Genomic DNA, 17585 nt, shown 5'->3' on the forward strand with positions numbered 1-17585 from the left:
AAACCCCCCCCACCCCCCGCGCCCCACGGGGTCAAACCCCCCCCCCCCACCGCGGGGGGGCCGCGGGCCCCGGCCCGGGCCCCACAACTCCCGCCCCCCCCCCCGGGGGCGCGGGGCCCCCCCGCGGCCGAGGAGGCCACCGTGCCGGACCACCGCCCGCTCTTCTCCGCCCCCGCGCCCAGCACCTCCGTGACGGGCCCGACCGTCGGCGCCGTCGCCGAGCGCACCCCGAGCCCGGAGCACGGCGCGGGCGACCTCAACACGCACGGCGAGCCGCGACGTCGCGCGAACGCGGGCGACGAGCTCACGATCGACCCGGCCGACCGCCGTCGCCGGGCCCGCGCCGCGCTGCTCGACCTGCGCCGCGACGTCATCCGCCGGGGCAGCACCGGCTGGTGACCCCGGCGCCGGCGGCGCGGCGTGGGCGGGGCCGCGTAGGTTGGTCCCATGCGGATCGGAGCCCACCTCGACCAGTCGGACGTCATCGCGCAGGCCGCGAGCATCGGTGCGGACGTCGCCCAGATCTTCCTCGGCGACCCGCAGTCCTGGAAGGGACCGGAGTTCACGTTCCCGGGCGGCGCGGAGGCCCTGAAGGACGCCGCCGCGGCGGCTGGCCTCGAGCTCGTCGTGCACGCGCCGTACGTCATCAACGTGGCGAGCACGAACAACCGCATCCGCATCCCGAGCCGCAAGCTGCTCCAGCAGATCGTCGACGGCGCGGCGGCGGTCGGCGCGGTCGGCGTCGTGGTCCACGGCGGGCACGTCACCGCGAAGGACGACCCGGCGAAGGGGTTCGACAACTGGCGCAAGGCGATCGACGCCCTGGAGACCGACGTCACCGTCTTCGTCGAGAACACCGCGGGCGGCGACTTCTCGATGGCGCGCCGCCTCGACCGCATCGAGGGCCTGTGGGCGGCGATCCAGCAGGCCGACGGCGCCGCGAACGTCGGGTTCTGCCTCGACACGTGCCACGCGTGGGCGGGCGGCATCGACCTCACGACGGCGGTCGAGCAGGTCCGCGCGATCACGGGCCGCGTGGACCTCGTGCACCTCAACAACAGCCGCGACGCCGCGGGCTCCGGCGCGGACCGGCACGCGGGCCTGACCTCGGGCTCGATCGACCCCGACCTCCTGCTCGGCGTCGTGCACGCCGCCGGGACGTCGGTCGTGTGCGAGACGCACGCGGACGTCCCCGCGGACGTCGCGTGGCTGCGCGAGCAGGTCGGCTGACGGTGCACGACCTGCGGCCCCTGCGCCTGCGCAACGTCACGGTCGACGCGCGCGACCCGCGCGGGCTCGCCGAGTTCTACCGCGGCCTCACCGGGTGGGAGTACACGCCCGGCCACGAGGAGGTCGACCCGGAGGGCGACGACTGGCTCTCGCTCCAGGTCCCGGGCGGCGCGTCACGCCTGGCGTTCCAGCGCTCCGACGCGGCCGTGCCGCCGTGGCCGGGCGGCGCCCGGGTCCACGTCGACCTGGACGTGCCGGACCTCGCGGCGGCGCACGAGCACGCGCTCGCGTGCGGGGCACGCCCGCTGACGGGCACCCCGGCGGAGGAAGGCCACCCCGACGACCTGTTCCGCGTCTACGCCGACCCGGAGGGCCACCCCTTCTGCCTGAGCTCGCCCCCGCTCGACCACCGGTGACTCAGTCGTCGTCGCCCGGGACGTACGGGCCGCGGCGGATCTCGAGGTCGATCTGCTCGGCGTCGAGCAGGTCGAGCGCGTGGCGCAGCGCCTGCGAGCTGTAGGCGCCGGACGTGCGGGCCTCGAGCAGCGTGGCGCGCTGCGCGGCGATCGCGCGCAGGCGCAGCTCCTTGTACTGCGCGAACAGGTCGGCCGACGTCGCGGCGTCGGTGTCGCGGTTCTCGAGCTCGCGCACGACGTCGCGGCGCACGCGGGCGACGACGTCGCCGTCGTAGGGCGTGCCGTCGGGGCGCCGCAGGTCGGGCGCGTCGATGACGGCGACCGCGGCGGCGTCGAGCTCGGCGCGCACGGCGCCGCGGTCCTCGTCGGCGCGCGAGTGACCGCCCGAGAGTCCGAGGCGGCGCACGACCCACGGCAGCGTCCCGCCCTGGACGACGAGCGTCCCGGCGGCCACGCCGAACGCGACGAGCACGAGGAACGAGCGCTGCGGCGTGTCGAGCGGGAGGGTCTGGGCCGCGGCGAGCGTGACGACGCCGCGCATCCCGGCCCAGACGAGGAGCGTGCCCTCGCGCCACCCGAGCCGTTCGGCCGTGAGGTAGTCGATGTCCGCGGCGCGGCGGCGCAGCGAGAGGCGGATGCGCCCGACGCGGGCCTCCGGCACCGCCCCCGGCCCGCCGGTGCGCGCGACGTCCTGACGCTGCCCCGACGGGTCGACCGCGGCGAGCGGCGCCTGCGGCGGGCCGTACTTCGCGTCGAGCTTCTCCTGCATGCCCGCGATGACGCCGCGCAGCGACTCGCCGCGCCGTGCGCGCCGCGCGAGCGACCGCAGGAGCGTGGTGACGTAGGCCGAGCGGACCGCGAGGATGACGACGGCGGCGAGGGCCGCGATGCCTGCCGCGCGCCACAGGCTCCCGTCCGCCTCGCGGACGTCGGTGACGAGGGCGAACAGCTCGAGGCCCATGAGGAGGAACACGGCGCCCTCGAGCAGCAGCTCGACCGTGCGCCAGTTCGACTCCTCGGCGAGCCGGTGCTGGGGTCGCAGGTACTTGGCCGCGCCGTTGCCGGTGACGAGTCCCGCCGTGACGACGGCGACGAGGCCCGACGCGCCGAGCTCCTCGGACGGCAGGTACGCGAGGAACGGCGCGACGAACGAGACCGCGGTGCTGAGCGCCGGGTTGGCGAGGCGCCGCCGGACGAACAGGCCGACGAAGCCGACGACGAACCCGATCGCGACCGCGACGACCACCGCGAAGACGAAGTCGCCCGCGACCGCCCAGAGCGACACCGGCACGTGGTCCCCGTCGTGCGCGAGCGACACGCCGATCGCGGCGATGGCCGAGCGGAGGAGCACGAGCGCGGACGCGTCGTTGAGCAGGCTCTCGCCCTCGAGCAGCGTGACGACGCGCGGTGAGGCGCCGAGCCGTTTGACGATCGACGTCGCGACGGCGTCGGTGGGGCTGACGATCGCGCCGAGCGCGAACCCGGCGGCGAGCGGGATGCCGGGGATGAGCCACGTGAAGAGGTACCCGAGCAGCACCGTGCTGAGCACCACGAGCACGACCGAGAGCCCGCTGATCGCCGTGAAGTCGCGCCGGAAGTCCATCGTCGGCAGGCTCACGGCGGCCGAGTAGAGCAACGGCGGCAGGATCCCGGCGAGGATCCACTCGGGCTCGATCTCGATCTCGGGGACGACGGGCACGAAGCTCACGACGACGCCGACGGCCACGAGGACCAGGGGCGCCGCGACGCCGGCCTTGGGCGCGAGCGCGTTCACGACGACGATCGCGACGACCGCGACCGTGCCCACGACGATGAGCGAGAGGATCTGCTCCTCGGTGAGGCTGAACGGGAACTCCATCGGCACCTCCGGCTGGCACGGCGCCGCGCGCCCGGTGCGGCGCGCGGGGACGGGACAACGCTAACCGCCCGCCGACCGGGACGGGCGCGGCGACGGCGCCGGACGACCACGTTCGCGACGAGGGCGGCCACCACCCTGGTCGTGGCCCTGACGGCTCCCCGAGCGGGACGGCGGTGAACCGCCCCGCGCCGAGGATATATGTCAAGAACTCTTGACACGATGTCCGTTCTTCTTTACCGTCGTGATGTCAGCGATCTTTGACTTCGAGGTCACGTCGAGACGGGAGCGGCCATGTCCTACGAGGAGAAGGGCACGTGGGTCTACCTCGTCGTGAGCGTCGTCGTGTACGCCGCGTACGTCGGGGTCGTGCTGTCCCGGGCCGACGGCGGCCCGCTCGCCGACGTCGCCTACGTCGGCCCTCTGCTGTGGTCGGTCGCGGGCGCCGTCGTCGCCGGGATCGTCGTGCGCATCGTGGTCGAGATCGCCCGCCCCAGCGAGAGCCTCCGCACCGACGAGCGCGACCGCGACCTCGCGCGCCGCGGCACGCTCGCCGGCCAGTGGGGCGTCGTCGGCGGGGCGCTCGGCGCGCTCGTCCTCGCGCTCGCCGACGCGGACACGTTCTGGATCGCGAACACGATCTACCTCGGGTTCGTCGTCATGGCCGTGGTCTCGTCCGTCGTCACGCTCGTGGCCTACCGGCGGGGGGTGTGACGTGGGCGGCAAGCCGACGCGCGTCACGAACGTGATCCGGGCGCTGCGCTTCGCGCGCGGCGAGATGACGCAGGCGGAGCTCGCGGAGCGCGTGGGCGTCACGCGCCAGACCGTCATCGCGATCGAGCAGGGACGCTACTCGCCGTCGCTCGAGACGGCGTTCCTCATCGCCCGCGCGCTCGGCACGACGCTCGACGAGGTGTTCGCCTACCCCGACGACGACACCGACGCCCCCGCCGGCCCCGCCGCCGGTGACGTCGACGGGGCCACCGACAAGGCCACCGACAAGGCCACCGACGGGCGCGGACCGCGCAGGCGGAGGGCGACCCGATGAGGGCGGCGACGGCCCCGGTCTACGGCGGGCCCGACGTCGTGCGCGTCTCGACGCTCCCCGACCCGGTGCCCGGGCCGCACGACCTGCTCGTGCGCAACCGCGCGAGCACGCTCGCCGCCGCGGGGGTCGCGGCGCGCGCGGGCTCGCCGTGGTTCGCGCGCCTCGCGTTCGGGCTGCGCCGGCCGCGCTCCCCCGTGCTCGGCGGCGAGGTCGCGGGCGAGGTCGTCGCGGTCGGCGAGGAGGTCACGCGGTTCGCCGTCGGCGACCGGGTCACGGCGCTCACGCGCATGGGCGCCGGGGCGCACGCCGAGCTCGTCCTCGTGCCCGACGCGAGCGCCGTCGTCCCGACGCCCGACGCGCTCACCGACGTCGACGCCGCGGTCCTCGCAGCGGGGCCGCTCACCGCGCTGCCGTTCCTCACCGACCACGCCACGGTGCGCCCGGGGACGCGTGTGCTCGTCGTCGGCGCGTCGGGGTGCGTCGGGACGGCCGCGGTCCAGGTCGCCGCGCACGCGGGCGCGCACGTCACCGCCGTGACCGGCCCGCGCGGCCTCGACCTGGCCCGGGCGCTCGGCGCGGCCGAGGTCGTGGACCGGACCGTGCGGGACGTGACCGCGCCGGACGCGGACGACGCGGGACGCCCGCGCTACGACGTCGTCTTCGACGTCGCGGGCGCGTCGTCGTACCGGCGGTGCCGGCACCTGCTCGCGGACGACGGCGTGTACCTCACGACCGTGCCCTCGGCAGGCATCCTGTGGCGCACCCTGTGGACCGCACGCCGCGCGCACGGGCGGCGCGGTCGCGTCGCGTTCACCGGGCTGCGGCCGACCGACCTCCAGCGCGCGACCCTGCACGACGCGCTCGCGCGCGGCGCGGCGGGCACGCTGCGGGCAGTCGTCGACCGGGCGTACCCGCTCGACCGCGTGGCCGACGCGCACCGGCACGTGGAGCACGAGCACAAGGCGGGCACGGTCGTCGTCACGCTCGGGTGACCCCGTTCGGGTCGCGACCGCGCACGGCTCGTCGGAGGCTGCCGGGAGGTGACCGACGACGAGGGGGGACACGTGGACGCCCGCACGCTGCTGGAGGACCTGTTCGGACGGATCGGCCCGACCGTGACGCGCGCGGTCGACGGGCTCGGCGAGGAGGCGCTCGCCGCCCGCCTCGACCCGGGTGCCAACTCGATCGCGTGGCTCGCGTGGCACCTGGCCCGCGGCCAGGACGCGCAGGTCGCGGCCGCCGTCGGGCGCGAGCAGGTGTGGACGCGCGACGGCTGGGCCGCGCGGTTCGGCCTGCCGTTCGACGACGACGCGACGGGCTACGGGCAGTCGGCGGCCGACGTGGGGCGCGTGCGCGCGAGCGACGACCTCCTGCTCGGCTACGCGCACGCCGTCCAGGTCGAGTCGCAGGACGTGCTCGCCGCGCTCACGGACGACGACCTCGACCGCGTCGTGGACGACGCGTGGGACCCTCCGGTGACGCTGGGCGTGCGGCTCGTGAGCGTCGCCGTCGACAGCCTGGAGCACGCGGGCCAAGCCGCGTACGTCCGCGGCGTGCTCGGACGCCGCGGACGCGCCTGACGCCGGTCAGCGGTGCCCGGGCTCGACCGCGCCCACGAACCACGACGTGATCGTCGTCGGGTGCGTGATGGCCGTGCCCACGCACACGCTGAACGCGCCGCGCGCCATGGCCTCGGCGGCGTGGGCCGGGGTGTGCACGCGGCCCTCGACGACGACGGGCAGCGAGCACGCCGCGACCACCTCGTCCACGAGCTCGAGGTCCGGGCCCTCGGTCTTCGGGCGCTCGCCCGTGTAGCCCGCGAGGGTCGTGCCGAGCAGGTCGACGCCCGCGTCCTGCGCGGCGAGCGCGTCGTCGAGCGACCCGCAGTCGGCCATGACGAGCGCGTCGGTCGTCTCGCGCAGGCGCGCGACGGTCTCCGCGAGGGTCAGCCCGTCGGGGCGCGGGCGGCGCGTGCCGTCGAGCGCGACGACGTGCGCGCCCGCGTCCGCGACGGCGCGCGCGTGCTCCAACGTCGGCGTGATGAAGACCCCGCCGTCGCCGTCCTTCCACAGCCCGACGACCGGGACGTCCACCGCGGCGACGACCGCCGCGACGTCCTCCAGGCCCTGCGCGCGCACGGCCACCGCTCCCCCGGCGACGACGGCGCGCGCCATCTGCGCGGTCGTGCGCGGGTCGCGCAGCGGCTCGCCCGGGTACGCCTGGCAGGACACGGTGAGGCGCCCGCGCATCGCGTCGAGCACGGCCTCGCGCGTCCAGGTCCGGGTCTCGTGCTCGGTGCTCATCGCGTCCCTCCGACGGTCGTGACGTCCTCCACCAGGTTCCACGCGCCGCGCGCCGCGCCGACCACGGCCGCCGCGTTCCCCAGCGCGGCGGGCCGCAGCGGCACGTCGGCGAGGACGTCGACGACCTCGGCGCGCAGCGTGTCCTCGAGCGCGGACCACCACAGGTCCCCCGCGCCCGCCATCCCGCCGCCGACCACGACGACCTCCGGGTCGAGCACCGTGACGACGGCCGCGACCGCCCGGCCCACGGCCTGGGCGGCGTCGCGCACGACCGAGGCCGCGAGCTCGTCGCCCGCGACGGCGCGCGCGACGACGTCGCGCGTGTCCGGGCTCGCGGCGTCGCCGCCGAGCGCGAGGTAGCGGCGGTGGATCGCGGGGCCCGCGCCGATCGCCTCGACGTGACCCTCGCGCCCGCACGTGCAGCGCATGAGCTCCGCGCCCGGCACGGGCGCGTGGCCCAGCTCGCCGGCGACGTGGTGCGCACCGCGCAGGGGACGGCCGTCGAGCACGACGGCGCCCCCGATCCCCGTCCCGACCGCGACGAGCAGCGCGCTGCGCGCGCCCGCGGCCGCGCCGAGCCAGACCTCGCCCGCGGCGTGCGCGTCGACGTCGTTCTCGACGAACACGGGCAGGGCGGCCGGATCCCCGGTCGCGTCCGGGACGGCGAGGTCGGCGAGCCGGCGGCGCAGCCCGCCCGCGACGTCGGTCCCCGGCCAGCCGGGGAGGGTGTCGGTCGCCGAGACGACGACCCCGCGGCCGACGTCGATCACGCCGGCCGTGCCGACGCCGAGCCCGCGCAGGCGCGCGACGTGCCCGGCCCGCACCGGGACTGCGGCGAGGACCTCGCGCACGAGGCCCGCCACGGCGTCGAGCACGGCGTCCGGACCGGCCGGGCCGGGCGTGGGCACCGTGCGGACGGGGCCGAGCGCGCCGTCGGGGCCGACGGTCGCGGCGGCGGTCTTCGTGCCGCCGAGGTCGACCCCGACGACGACGTCAGTCACCCAGGAGCCCTGCGGCACGCGTGATCTCCTCGACGCGGGCCGCGACGTCGGCGTCGAGCGCCTCGACCGGGAACGCGAGCGTCGGGGTGTCGATGAGCCCCTGCGCGCGCGCAGCGATCTTGAACGCCCCGACGCCCGCGGCGTCGCCCGAGCGGCCCTTCGCCTGGAACACGATCTCGAAGAGTGCCGCGATGCGGTCCTGCTCGAGCTTCGCGTCGTCCCACTTGCCGGCCTGGGCGAGGTCCCACAGGCGCACGTAGCCGCCCGCGTCGACGTTCGCGAGGCCCGGGACGACGCCGTCGGCGCCGAGCAGCAGCATGCCGTCCACGACGACCTCGTGCCCCGTGAACAGCGCGAGCGGCGAGCCCGCGGCCGCGTTCGCGGCGACGAGGCGGCGGAAGCCGACGTCGTCGCCCGAGGAGTCCTTGACGCCCGCGAGGACGCCCTCGACGCCGAGGCGCACGAGGAGGTCGGCCGGGAGCTTGGTGCGCACGCGGACCGGGATGTCGTACGCGAACAGCGGGACGTCCACGGCGGCGGCGACCGCGCGCAGGTGGCGCTCGATCTCGTCGAGGTCGTTGAGCGCGTACACGGGCGCCGTCGCGACGACCGCGTCCGCCCCGGCCGCCACGAGGGCCTTCGCGCGCTCGACGACGCGCGCCGTCGTGAGGTCGATCGCCCCGCCCATGACGGGCACGCGGCCGTCGGCGGCGCGCACGACCGTGCGCACCACGAGGTCGCGCTGCTCGTCGGTCAGGTAGGCGACCTCGCCGGTCGACCCGAGCACGAACAGGCCGTGCACGCCCTCGGTGACGAGGTGGTCCACGAGGCGCTCGAGCGACGCGACGTCGACCTCGCCCTCGGTCGTGAGCGGGGTGAGGACGGGCGGGACGATCCCGCGGAAGGTGGGGCTGGTCACGAGGTGCTCCGGTTCTGGGTTCAGCGGTGTGTGGGTCTGGGTGGGTCCCGCCCCCGCGAGGGGCGCGCCGCTCACAGCAGCGCGGGCGCCGCGGCGAGCAGCGTGCGGGTGTAGTCGTCCTGCGGGTCGTCCAGCACGCGCGCGGCGGGGCCCGACTCGACGATCCGGCCGCCCTGCATGACGACGATCTCGTCGGACACGTGCCGCACGGTCTGGATGTCGTGCGAGATGAAGACCATCCCCAGGTCGAGCTCGGCCTTGAGGTCGGCGAGCAGGTTGAGGATCTGGGCGCGGACCGACACGTCGAGGGCGGACGTCGGCTCGTCGGCGACGATCACGTCGGGCTCGAGCGCGAGCGCCCGGGCGATGGCGACGCGCTGGCGCTGGCCGCCCGAGAGCTGGCCCGGGAGCGCGTCGAGGGCCGACTCCGGCAGGCCCACGAGGTGCACGAGCTCGCGCACGCGTGCCTCACGGGACGCCGCGTCGCCCACGCGGTGCACGTCGAGCGGGTCGCGCAGCGCGTCCCGGATCCGCATGCGCGCGTTGAGCGCGGTCGCGGGGTCCTGGAAGACGACGGACACGACGCGGCCGACCCGGCGGCGCACGTCGGCCGTGTACTTCGAGACCGCCGTGCCGCGGAAGCGGATCTCGCCCTCCGTCGGCGCCTGGAGGCCGACGAGCACCTTCGCCATGGTCGACTTGCCCGAGCCGGACTCGCCGACGATGCCGAGCGTGCTGCCGCGCCGCACCTGGACGCTGACGTCGTTCACCGCGTGCACGCGGTTCGCGCGGAACAGCGAGCCCGTGCGGGACGTGAAGACGACGTGCACGTTCCGCAGCTCGACGACGGGCGTCTCGCGGTCGCCCGCGGCGCCGTCCCCGGTGCGCGGGGTCGTGTCGGTGGCGCTCATCGCGTCCCTCCCGTGGTGATCGGAGCGGTGCCGGCGCCGACCGGCTCGGCCGGCGGCATCGCGACGAGGTGCTGGCCGTCGTCGTCCACGGCCCGCAGGACGGGCCGCACGTCGAGGCCGCGGTCGGGCTGCGACGAGCGCGGCGCGAACCGGTCGCCCGTCGGGAAGTCGCGCGGCGACGGGACGGTGCCGGGGATCTGGTGCAGTCGGGTCGAGCGCTGCTCGATCGACAGCACCGCGCCCAGCAGGCCCTGCGTGTACTCGTGGCGCGGGTCGGCGAGCAGCTCGCCCGTGGGCGCCTGCTCGACGACCTGGCCCGCGTACATGACCGTGATGCGGTGCGCGATCTCCGCGACGAGCGCGAGGTCGTGGCTGACGAAGACCATCGCGAACCCGAGCTTCTCGCGCAGCTCGTCGAGCAGCGCGACGACCTGGGCCTGGACGGTGACGTCGAGGGCCGTCGTCGGCTCGTCCGCGATGATGAGCTTCGGGTCGCGCGTGAGCGCCATGGCGATGAGCACGCGCTGGCGCTGGCCGCCGGAGAGCTCGTGCGGGTAGCTCTTGAGGGTGCGCTCGGGGTCGAGGCCCACGAGCTCGAGGAGCTCCTCGGCCGTCCGGGTGCCGCCGCGGCGCGTGAGCTGCTTCATCTGGGCGCGGATGAGCATCGACGGGTTGAGCGAGCTCAGCGCGTCCTGGTAGATCATCGCGATGTCCGTGCCGCGCAGCGACGCGCGCTCGCGGTTGCCCATGGCGAGCAGGTTCTTGCCGCCGTAGAGGATCTCGCCGCTGATCTGGGCGGACGCGTCGAGCAGGCCCATGACGGCGAGCGACGTGATCGACTTGCCGCAGCCGGACTCGCCGACGAGCGCCATCGTCTCGCCGGGACGTACCGAGAACGACACGTCGTCGACGACCGCGACGTCGCCGTGGCGCGCCGGGAACCGGATGGACAGGTTGCGCACCTCGAGGAGCGGCTCGGCGTCGCCCGTGTACACGTGGCGGTCGGAGCGCGCGCTCTCGGTCCCGCGCAGCACGGCGAGGCGCTCCGCGAGCGGGATCGCCCGGCCGACGTGCTCGACCTCGGGCTCGACGTCCTGCACGACGGGCTCCGACTCGACGAGGCGCGCCTCGTCGGCGGTCTCGACGGGCTCGTCGGCGTCCATGGCCGTGAGCTCGGCGGAGACGGCGACGGCCGTGGGGTCCGTCGCGGCGGCCTTCGCCGGCGTGGCGCGGGTCGCGCGGGGGGCGGCGACCATCGCGTCCGTCATGCCCTCGGACAGGATGTTGAGGCACAGGACGGTGAGCATGATCGCGAGGCCCGGGAAGAACGTGGCCCACCAGTAGCCGCCCATGACGAGGTCGCGGCCCGCGGCGATGACGTTGCCCCACGACGGCTCGGGGTCCGGGACGCCCGCCTGGATGAAGGACAGCGACGCCTCGAGGACGATCGCGTCGGCGACGAGGACCGTGGTGAACACGAGCACCGGCGCGGCGCAGTTGCGCGCGACGTGCTTCGCGAGGATCCACGACGTCCGCGCGCCCATGACGCGCGTCGCCGCGACGTAGTCCTCGCCGTACTGGTCGAGCACGTTGGCCCGCACGACGCGTGAGAGCTGCGGCACGTAGAGGAACGCGATGGTGAGGACGAGCACCGGGAGCGAGCGGCCGAAGACGGAGACGAGCACCGCCGCGAGCGCGATCCCGGGGAACGCCATGATGATGTCGAGGACGCGCATGAGCGTCTCGGAGACCTTCTTGTTCGCCGTCGCGGCGATCGAGCCGAGCACGGCCGCGACCGCGAGGGCGATCGCCGTGGCGCCGAGGCCGATGACGAGCGAGTAGCGGGCGCCGTACACGACGCGCGCGAAGATGTCGCGGCCCTGGCGGTCGGTGCCGAACCAGTTCTCGGCGCTCGGCGGCTGGACCGGGGTCCCCGTCGTGAGCGGGTCGTGCGTCGCGACGAGCGGCGCGAAGACCGCGGCGAGCGCGACCAGCGCGACGAAGGCGAGGGCGATCTTGGAGCCCAGCGGCAGGGCGCGCAGGCGCAGGCCGGGGCGGGAGAGTCGTTCGGTGAGCTGGCGTCGCACGTCACACCGTCCTGATCCGCGGGTTGACGAGCACGTAGAGCATGTCGACCACGATGTTGATGAGCACGAAGGCGAGGGCCACGGTGAGGGTCACGCCCTGCACGAGGTTGGGCTCGTTGTTCGTGACCCCGTTGAGGATGAGCGTGCCCATGCCGGGCAGCGCGAAGATGACCTCGATGACGACGGCGCCGCCGATGAGGTAGCCGATGCGCAGGCCGAGCACCGTGATGGGCGTGATGAGCGCGTTGCGCAGCACGTTGCGCCCGATGACGGTGTGGCGCGGGATGCCGGCGCCGATCGCCGTGCGCACGTAGTCCTTGTCGAGCTCCTCGACGACGGACGTGCGGACCACGCGCGTGAGCTGGCCGACGACCGGCACGGCGAGCGCGAGAGCGGGCAGCGCCATGCGCGCGAGGTAGCCGCCGAGGTCCTCCGACGGCTCGGGCAGGGGGCCGCTCGCCGGGAGCCACCCGAGGCCGAGCGTGACGGCCTGGATGAGCAGGACGGCGAGCCAGAACGACGGCGTCGCGAGCGAGGCCACGGAGACCACGCGGATCGCCTTGTCGGGCCAGCGGTCACGGAAGAGCGCCGCCAGGACGCCGAGGACCAGCGCGAACACCACCGCGACCGCGAGGCCGAGGAACGTGAGCTGGAGCGTGATGGGCAGGGCGCGCGCGATCTCGTCGAAGACGGGGATCTGGCGCGCGCTGAACGTGCCGAGGTCGCCCTGCAGCAGGCCGCCCAGGAAGGCGACGTACCGGACGAGGAGCGGGTCGTTGAGACCGTTCGCCTCGCGGTACGCCTCGCGCGCCTCCACCGACGCACTCTCGCCCAGCGCCGTGATGGCCGGGTCGACGTTCGAGAACGACATCACGACGAACACGAGGAACGTGATGCCGAGGATCATGATCGGCAGCTGCAGGAGGCGGCGACCGACGAGGCGCAGGATCGCGCTCACGGGTGTCCTCCCGGGGTGGCGGTGGTGCGGTGCATGACGGCTTCCGTTCTGGGGACCGGTCCCCTCGCCAGGGGCGTGGCGAGGGGACCGGTGGTCGGGCTACTGCGGTCCGGCTACTTGACCACGCCGGCGTCGAGGAAGGACAGCCCCGTGACGGGCAGGGGCTTGAAGCCCTGGATCTGCGAGCTGTCCCACGCGGTGGGCAGCTTGCGGTGCAGCAGCGGGTACAGCGGCACCTCCTCGGAGATCAGGTCGTACGCCTGGTTCCACAGCTCCTGCTGCTCGTCGCCCGAGGTGCGGACGGCGGAGTCGAGGATCGTCTGGAGCTCGGCGAACTTCGGGTCGTCGTTCCAGCGGTAGCGGGACTGGGACCACACGTTGTCGCCGAACCACCAGCGCATGAGCAGGTCGGGGTCGTTGCCGAAGACCGACGGGTCACCGGGGGCGACCATCACCTGCAGGTCGCCGTTGTCGACCTTGGAGTACTGGCCCGCGGACTGGCCGATGTCGAGCGTGGTGTCGACGCCGATCGCGTCGAGGTTCTCCTTGATGAGCGGCGCGATGTCGGCGACCCAGCCGGTGTCGGTCGTGAGCAGCGTGATCGACAGGTCGGACACGCCGGCCTCGGCGAGCAGCGACTTGGCCTTCTCGGGGTCGTAGTCGTACTGCGTGGAGGCCTCGTGGTAGTTCGGGTGGCTCTCCGGGAGGAAGCTCGTCGCCTTGGCGCCGTTGCCGAGCAGGCCGTTCTCGATGATCTTGTCCATGTCGAGCGCGTGGAAGAACGCCTGGCGGACGCGGACGTCGTCGAACGGCGCGAGGTCCGTGTTGAACATCATGAAGAGCGTGCCGAACGACTGGACGGACTCGACGTCGACGGTGCCCTCGAGCGTCGGGACGTCGATGTAGGGGACGTCCTCGATCGCGCTGACGGTGCCGGAGCTCATGGCGGTGACGCGCGCGGCCGGGTCGGACAGCAGGTTCCAGACCATGCCCTTGGCGAGCGCGGGGCGACGGCCGTTGTAGTCGTCGAAGCGCTCGAAGGTGATCTTGTCCTCGGGGGTGGCGCCCGTCATCGTGAACGGGCCGGTGCCGACGGGGAGGGCGTTGAAGCCCTCGTAGTCGGCCTCGACGAGGGCCTGCGGCACGATCTTGACGACCGCGAGGCGCTCGGGCACGAGGCTGAACGGGTACTTGAGGTTGATCGACACCGTGTCCTCGTCGACCGGCGTCACGGACTCGAGGAAGTCGATGAACCCCGCGTAGAGGGACGCGTTCTCCGGGTCGAGCACGCGCTCGAAGCTGTAGACGACGTCGTCGACGGTGACGGGCGTGCCGTCGTGGAAGAGTGCTCCCTCGCGGATGTCGACCTCGTAGTGCGTGTCGTCGACCTGCTCCGGCAGGTCGGTGCCCAGCGCGGCGTACACGTCGCGCGTCGCGGGGTCGATCTCCGTGAGGCCTTCGAAGACGTGCCAGTTGGCGGCTACTGTCACGGCACCGCTGGTCGTCATCGGGTCGAAACCACCAGAGAGGGCGTACGAGATGCCGGCTTCGATCACCCCGTCGGGGTCGATCTCGCCCTGGGCCGCGCTGCCCTGGGTCTCCTCGTCCTGCGTGGCGCCGCCCGTGGAGCAGGCCGCGAGGCCGAGGGCGAGGACGACGCCTGCGGCCAGGGCGGCAACACCCCTGCGACCGGGAGGCGAGCTGACATGAAGCTTCATTGATTCTCCTGACAGGAAAGACGACGACTCTTCAGAGAGAAGATGTCTGATGTCTGACGTTGTGTAGCATGACACTAGGACCAGAAACCGAAGGGGTCAAGATGGCGACACCACGGCGGAGGAGCTTCGCGACGCTCGACGCCTCCACGACGAGCACCAACGGCTCGAGCGCACCGCGGCGCACGACGACGGCCGACCGGATCAAGGACTTCATCCTCGGGGAGGGCCTGCGGCCGGGCGACCCGCTGCCGACCGAGGCCGAGCTGTGCGAGCACCTGGGCGTCTCGCGCTCCAGCGTGCGCGAGGCGATCCGCACCCTCTCGACCCTCGACATCGTGGAGGTGCGGCACGGCCACGGGACCTTCGTGGGCAACATGTCGCTCGACGCGCTCGTCGAGGCGCTCGTCTTCCGCGGCGTCCTGTCCCCCGGCGACGACCTGCGCGCGCTGCGCGACGTCGTCGAGGTGCGCCAGGCGCTCGACCTGTCGATGGCCGAGCGGATCGTCGCGAGCCTCGCCGGGACCTCCAACCCGGACCTCCACGCCCTCGTGGACGAGATGGTCGACGCCGCCGCCGACGGCCTGTCGTTCGCGACGCAGGACCGCGCGTTCCACACGGGCCTGCTCTCCCGCCTCGACAACTCGCTCGTCGGGCAGCTCGTCGCCGCGTTCTGGGACGTCCACACCGCCGTCATCCCGAAGCTCGGGATCTCCGTCGCCGCGGACCTCGACCAGACGGCGCGCGCGCACGGCGCGATGCTCGACGCCGCGGAGGCGGGCGACGTCGAGGCGTTCCGCGCCGCCGTCGCGTCGCACTACCAGCCCATCGACCGCGCGCTCGGGGTGACCACGGCGTGAGACCTCCCCTCCCGGCGGACCGTCCGGGACCCCGCGACACCCGCCCGGCCGTCGGCGTCGCGGTCGTCGGCATCGGCGCGTTCGCGCGCGAGCACCTCACGGCGCTCGCCGCCCTCCCCGGGGCGGACGTGCGCTGGGTCGTCGGGCACGACCTCGCACGGACCCGGGCGCTCGCCGCGCTCGTCCCCGGCGCGCGGGCGACGACCCGCCTCGACGACGCGCTCGCCGACGACGCGGTGGCCGCCGTCGACGTCGTGACGGCCACGCCGACGCACGCGCCCGACACGATCGCCGCGGGCGAGGCCGGCAAGCACGTGCAGGTCGAGAAGCCCGCCGCGCTCTCGCTCCCCCAGCTCGACGCCATGGTCGCCGCGACCGAGGGCCGCGGCACGACGCTCGTCGTCGGGCAGACGGTCCGCTTCCAGCCCGCGGTGACCGCGCTCGCCGCGGCCGCGCGGCGCGGCGAGATCGGCACCCCGCGCCTCGCGCACATCTCCTGGTACACCGGCCACGCGTGGCCGGGCGGGTGGCGCGGCTGGCAGCTCGACCCGGAGCTCTCGGGCGGTCACCCGGTGCACAACGGCACGCACATCATGGACGCCGCGACGTGGCTGCTCGACGACGAGCCCGTCGAGGTCTTCGCGCGCGGCTTCCGCACGTTCTCGCCCGAGATGGAGTCGCCGGACTCGTTCCACGTGCAGCTGCGCACCGCGTCGGGCGCGCTCGCGACGCTCGAGCTCTGCTACGCGCTGCGCAGCCGCGGCGACCTCGTGCGGCGCGTCGTGCTCGTGGGCACCGAGGGCACGCTGGCGCACTCCACCACGGAGGAGGACGGGCTGCACTCCGACGCGACGACCGCGCCGCCCGTGTCCGTCGAGGGGGCGCTCGGCCTCCAGCTCGCGCACTGGCTCGACGTCGTGCGCGGCGACGCGGCGCCCGTCGTCACGACGGCCCAGGTCCGCGCCGCGCTCGCGACGGCGCTCGCCGCGCAGCGCTCGCTCCTCTCCGGGCGCCGCGAGCGCGTCGCCGACGTGCCCGGCTACGCGGAGCCCCTGCCCGCCGAGGTCGTGGCATGACCGCCGCGCTGCGCGTCGCGTTCGCCTCGGCCGTGCGCCACGCCGCCGACTACCTGCGGATCCTCGCCGCGGACGAGCGGGTCGAGCTCGTCGGCGTCGTCGAGGAGGCGGGCGCGCCCGGCTGGGTGCGCGACGACTCGCGCGCCGTCGCCGAGCGCGCCGGGGTCGCGTGGGCCGAGGTCGCGGACGTCGCGTCCGTCGGGGACGCGCTCGGGTCGCCCGTCGACCTCGTCGTCGTGTGCTCCGAGCCGACGCGGCACGCACGACTCGCGACCGCGCTCCTCGAGGCCGGCCTCGACGTGCTCGTCGACAAGCCCGTCGCGACGACCCTCGCCGACGCCGACCGCCTCGCCGAGGTCGCCGCCCGCACGGGCCGCACGTGCGCCGTCGTGAACCGCACGCACGCACCCGCGCTGCGCCGCCTGTGCGCGTGGGTCGACGCCGGGCACGTGGGTCTCCCGCGCCACCTCGACCTCGAGCTCCTCGCGTCCGGCGCGCACTTCGCGACGTCGGTCGAGCGGCCCGAGCTCGTGGTCGACCGCGCGCTCTCGGGGGGCGGGGAGCTGCTCAACTTCCTCGGCTACTGCGCCGACGCCGCGCACCACCTCACGGGCCTGCGCACCGTCGAGGTGCACGCGTTCGCGGGGGCGCTCTTCCTCGAGCCGCACCGCGCGGCCGGCGTCGAGGACACGGCGGTCGTCACGCTCGAGATGGAGCGCGGCGTCACGGCGACGATCACGCTCGGCCGCGTCCCGTTCGCGCCCGGCGGCACGCCGACGACGTCGTCCGTGCGGCTGCTCGGCTCGCACGGCCACGCGGTCGCCGACGACGACGCCCCGGCGGTCTCGCGGTTCGGGCCGGGCGGGCGCACGGCGATCGCGGCCGACGCCGGGCAGGTCGCCGCGGCGGCGTACCTGCGGCACGTGGTCGACGCGCTGCTGGCCGGGGACCGGCCGGACTACGGCATCGAGGAGGCGCGCGCGACGCTCGCCGTGATCGACGCGGCGTACCGCTCGGTCGAGGTGGGGGACGTCGTCGCGGTGGAGCACCGCACGGTGCACGAGGGAACGAGGGTCTGATGGAGGTCGTGATCGCTCCTGCGGAGCGGTTGGCGGTGCTGGCTGCGGACGCGGTGGAGGCGGTGGTGCGGTCGCGGCCGGAGGCGGTGCTGGGGTTGGCGACCGGGTCGTCGCCGTTGCGGGTGTA

17 protein-coding genes and 2 pseudogenes are annotated in these 17585 nt (G+C 74.7%); 11 read left to right on the forward strand and 8 right to left on the reverse strand.

Translation table 11 applies throughout. The features are described from left to right. The first annotated feature begins 141 nt into the window (after positions 1-141). Genes GYH36_RS16990 through GYH36_RS17000 form a run of 3 tightly spaced genes read left to right on the forward strand, consistent with a single transcriptional unit; the run spans position 142 to position 1646 of the window. Positions 142-399 carry a hypothetical protein gene (locus tag GYH36_RS16990; protein ID WP_162290459.1) on the forward strand — a complete coding sequence of 86 codons (258 nt, stop codon included), beginning with the start codon at positions 142-144 and terminating at the stop codon, positions 397-399. Between the two features lie 48 nt (positions 400-447). Next, complete coding sequence (locus tag GYH36_RS16995) at positions 448-1230, forward strand: deoxyribonuclease IV (RefSeq protein ID WP_024840010.1); 783 nt, start codon at positions 448-450, stop codon at positions 1228-1230. Continuing rightward, positions 1206-1646: a VOC family protein gene (locus tag GYH36_RS17000; protein WP_231492812.1), complete on the forward strand. Its 441-nt coding sequence runs from the start codon at positions 1206-1208 to the stop codon at positions 1644-1646. The genes GYH36_RS16995 and GYH36_RS17000 overlap by 25 nt, the downstream gene beginning before the upstream one ends. Position 1647: 1 nt before the next feature. Here the strand turns inward: GYH36_RS17000 and GYH36_RS17005 are convergent, their stop codons facing one another. Continuing rightward, the gene (locus GYH36_RS17005; protein WP_155098804.1) at positions 1648-3504 is read right to left on the reverse strand and encodes a cation:proton antiporter; all 1857 of its coding nucleotides are present in this window, start codon (positions 3502-3504) and stop codon (positions 1648-1650) included. 291 nt (positions 3505-3795) lie between these two features. Between GYH36_RS17005 and GYH36_RS17010 the strand changes: the two genes are divergently transcribed. The 4 genes and pseudogenes from GYH36_RS17010 (at position 3796) to GYH36_RS17025 (ending at position 6129) form a co-directional block, all read left to right on the forward strand. Further along, entirely contained in the window at positions 3796-4215 is a 420-nt protein-coding gene (locus GYH36_RS17010) for a hypothetical protein (protein WP_024840013.1), read from the forward strand. A gap of 1 nt (position 4216) precedes the next feature. Beyond that, a pseudogene (locus tag GYH36_RS19870) lies at positions 4217-4435 on the forward strand (helix-turn-helix transcriptional regulator); the annotation flags it as partial. 110 nt (positions 4436-4545) lie between these two features. Beyond that, the gene (locus GYH36_RS17020) at positions 4546-5541 is read left to right on the forward strand and encodes an NAD(P)-dependent alcohol dehydrogenase (RefSeq protein ID WP_162290461.1); all 996 of its coding nucleotides are present in this window, start codon (positions 4546-4548) and stop codon (positions 5539-5541) included. Positions 5542-5589: 48 nt separating this feature from the next. Next, positions 5590-6129 (forward strand): mycothiol transferase, encoded by a 540-nt coding sequence (locus GYH36_RS17025; RefSeq protein ID WP_312028687.1) that lies wholly within the window; start codon positions 5590-5592, stop codon positions 6127-6129. A gap of 6 nt (positions 6130-6135) precedes the next feature. On the opposite strand, the gene GYH36_RS17030 is transcribed toward GYH36_RS17025, so the two are convergent. From GYH36_RS17030 to GYH36_RS17060, 7 genes are all read right to left on the reverse strand, one after another. Next, positions 6136-6852, reverse strand: a complete 717-nt coding sequence (locus tag GYH36_RS17030) for an N-acetylmannosamine-6-phosphate 2-epimerase (RefSeq protein WP_162290462.1) — start codon at positions 6850-6852, stop codon at positions 6136-6138. Continuing rightward, positions 6849-7871, reverse strand: coding sequence for an ROK family protein (locus tag GYH36_RS17035; RefSeq protein ID WP_312028688.1), 1023 nt, complete (start codon positions 7869-7871; stop codon positions 6849-6851). Before GYH36_RS17035 ends, GYH36_RS17030 begins: the two co-directional genes overlap by 4 nt. Beyond that, on the reverse strand, positions 7846-8772 hold the full coding sequence (locus GYH36_RS17040; protein ID WP_024840018.1) for a dihydrodipicolinate synthase family protein: 927 nt from the start codon (positions 8770-8772) through the stop codon (positions 7846-7848). Before GYH36_RS17040 ends, GYH36_RS17035 begins: the two co-directional genes overlap by 26 nt. Before the next feature lie 71 nt (positions 8773-8843). Further along, complete coding sequence (locus GYH36_RS17045; protein ID WP_115941609.1) at positions 8844-9683, reverse strand: ABC transporter ATP-binding protein; 840 nt, start codon at positions 9681-9683, stop codon at positions 8844-8846. After that, positions 9680-11770, reverse strand: coding sequence for a dipeptide/oligopeptide/nickel ABC transporter permease/ATP-binding protein (locus GYH36_RS17050; protein ID WP_162290463.1), 2091 nt, complete (start codon positions 11768-11770; stop codon positions 9680-9682). The genes GYH36_RS17045 and GYH36_RS17050 overlap by 4 nt, the downstream gene beginning before the upstream one ends. Before the next feature lies 1 nt (position 11771). Beyond that, the gene (locus GYH36_RS17055) at positions 11772-12728 is read right to left on the reverse strand and encodes an ABC transporter permease (protein ID WP_024840020.1); all 957 of its coding nucleotides are present in this window, start codon (positions 12726-12728) and stop codon (positions 11772-11774) included. Positions 12729-12841: 113 nt separating this feature from the next. Further along, positions 12842-14446: an ABC transporter substrate-binding protein gene (locus GYH36_RS17060; protein ID WP_162290464.1), complete on the reverse strand. Its 1605-nt coding sequence runs from the start codon at positions 14444-14446 to the stop codon at positions 12842-12844. 101 nt (positions 14447-14547) lie between these two features. Between GYH36_RS17060 and GYH36_RS17065 the strand changes: the two genes are divergently transcribed. The 4 genes and pseudogenes from GYH36_RS17065 to GYH36_RS19880 all read left to right on the forward strand — a co-directional run. After that, positions 14548-15303 carry a FadR/GntR family transcriptional regulator gene (locus GYH36_RS17065; RefSeq protein ID WP_115941606.1) on the forward strand — a complete coding sequence of 252 codons (756 nt, stop codon included), beginning with the start codon at positions 14548-14550 and terminating at the stop codon, positions 15301-15303. Next, positions 15300-16379 carry a Gfo/Idh/MocA family protein gene (locus tag GYH36_RS17070; RefSeq protein ID WP_162290465.1) on the forward strand — a complete coding sequence of 360 codons (1080 nt, stop codon included), beginning with the start codon at positions 15300-15302 and terminating at the stop codon, positions 16377-16379. Before GYH36_RS17065 ends, GYH36_RS17070 begins: the two co-directional genes overlap by 4 nt. Beyond that, positions 16376-17458 carry a Gfo/Idh/MocA family protein gene (locus GYH36_RS17075; RefSeq protein ID WP_162290466.1) on the forward strand — a complete coding sequence of 361 codons (1083 nt, stop codon included), beginning with the start codon at positions 16376-16378 and terminating at the stop codon, positions 17456-17458. Before GYH36_RS17070 ends, GYH36_RS17075 begins: the two co-directional genes overlap by 4 nt. After that, positions 17458-17585 (forward strand): annotated as a pseudogene (locus GYH36_RS19880) (glucosamine-6-phosphate deaminase); the annotation flags it as partial. The gene GYH36_RS17075 and the pseudogene GYH36_RS19880, both read left to right, overlap by 1 nt.

The organism is Cellulosimicrobium composti, assembly GCF_010287905.1.
Classification (GTDB): Bacteria; Actinomycetota; Actinomycetes; order Actinomycetales; family Cellulomonadaceae; genus Cellulosimicrobium; species Cellulosimicrobium composti.

What these genes read in the sequence shown, in the direction of transcription:
- GYH36_RS16995 (WP_024840010.1), top strand. Translation starts at nt 448, where the DNA reads ATGCGGATCGGAGCCCACCTCGACCAGTCGGACGTCATCGCGCAGGCC.
- GYH36_RS17005 (WP_155098804.1), bottom strand. Translation starts at nt 3,504, where the DNA reads ATGGAGTTCCCGTTCAGCCTCACCGAGGAGCAGATCCTCTCGCTCATC.
- GYH36_RS17010 (WP_024840013.1), top strand. Translation starts at nt 3,796, where the DNA reads ATGTCCTACGAGGAGAAGGGCACGTGGGTCTACCTCGTCGTGAGCGTC.
- GYH36_RS17020 (WP_162290461.1), top strand. Translation starts at nt 4,546, where the DNA reads ATGAGGGCGGCGACGGCCCCGGTCTACGGCGGGCCCGACGTCGTGCGC.
- GYH36_RS17030 (WP_162290462.1), bottom strand. Translation starts at nt 6,852, where the DNA reads ATGAGCACCGAGCACGAGACCCGGACCTGGACGCGCGAGGCCGTGCTC.
- GYH36_RS17045 (WP_115941609.1), bottom strand. Translation starts at nt 9,683, where the DNA reads ATGAGCGCCACCGACACGACCCCGCGCACCGGGGACGGCGCCGCGGGC.
- GYH36_RS17060 (WP_162290464.1), bottom strand. Translation starts at nt 14,446, where the DNA reads ATGAAGCTTCATGTCAGCTCGCCTCCCGGTCGCAGGGGTGTTGCCGCC.
- GYH36_RS17065 (WP_115941606.1), top strand. Translation starts at nt 14,548, where the DNA reads ATGGCGACACCACGGCGGAGGAGCTTCGCGACGCTCGACGCCTCCACG.
- GYH36_RS17075 (WP_162290466.1), top strand. Translation starts at nt 16,376, where the DNA reads ATGACCGCCGCGCTGCGCGTCGCGTTCGCCTCGGCCGTGCGCCACGCC.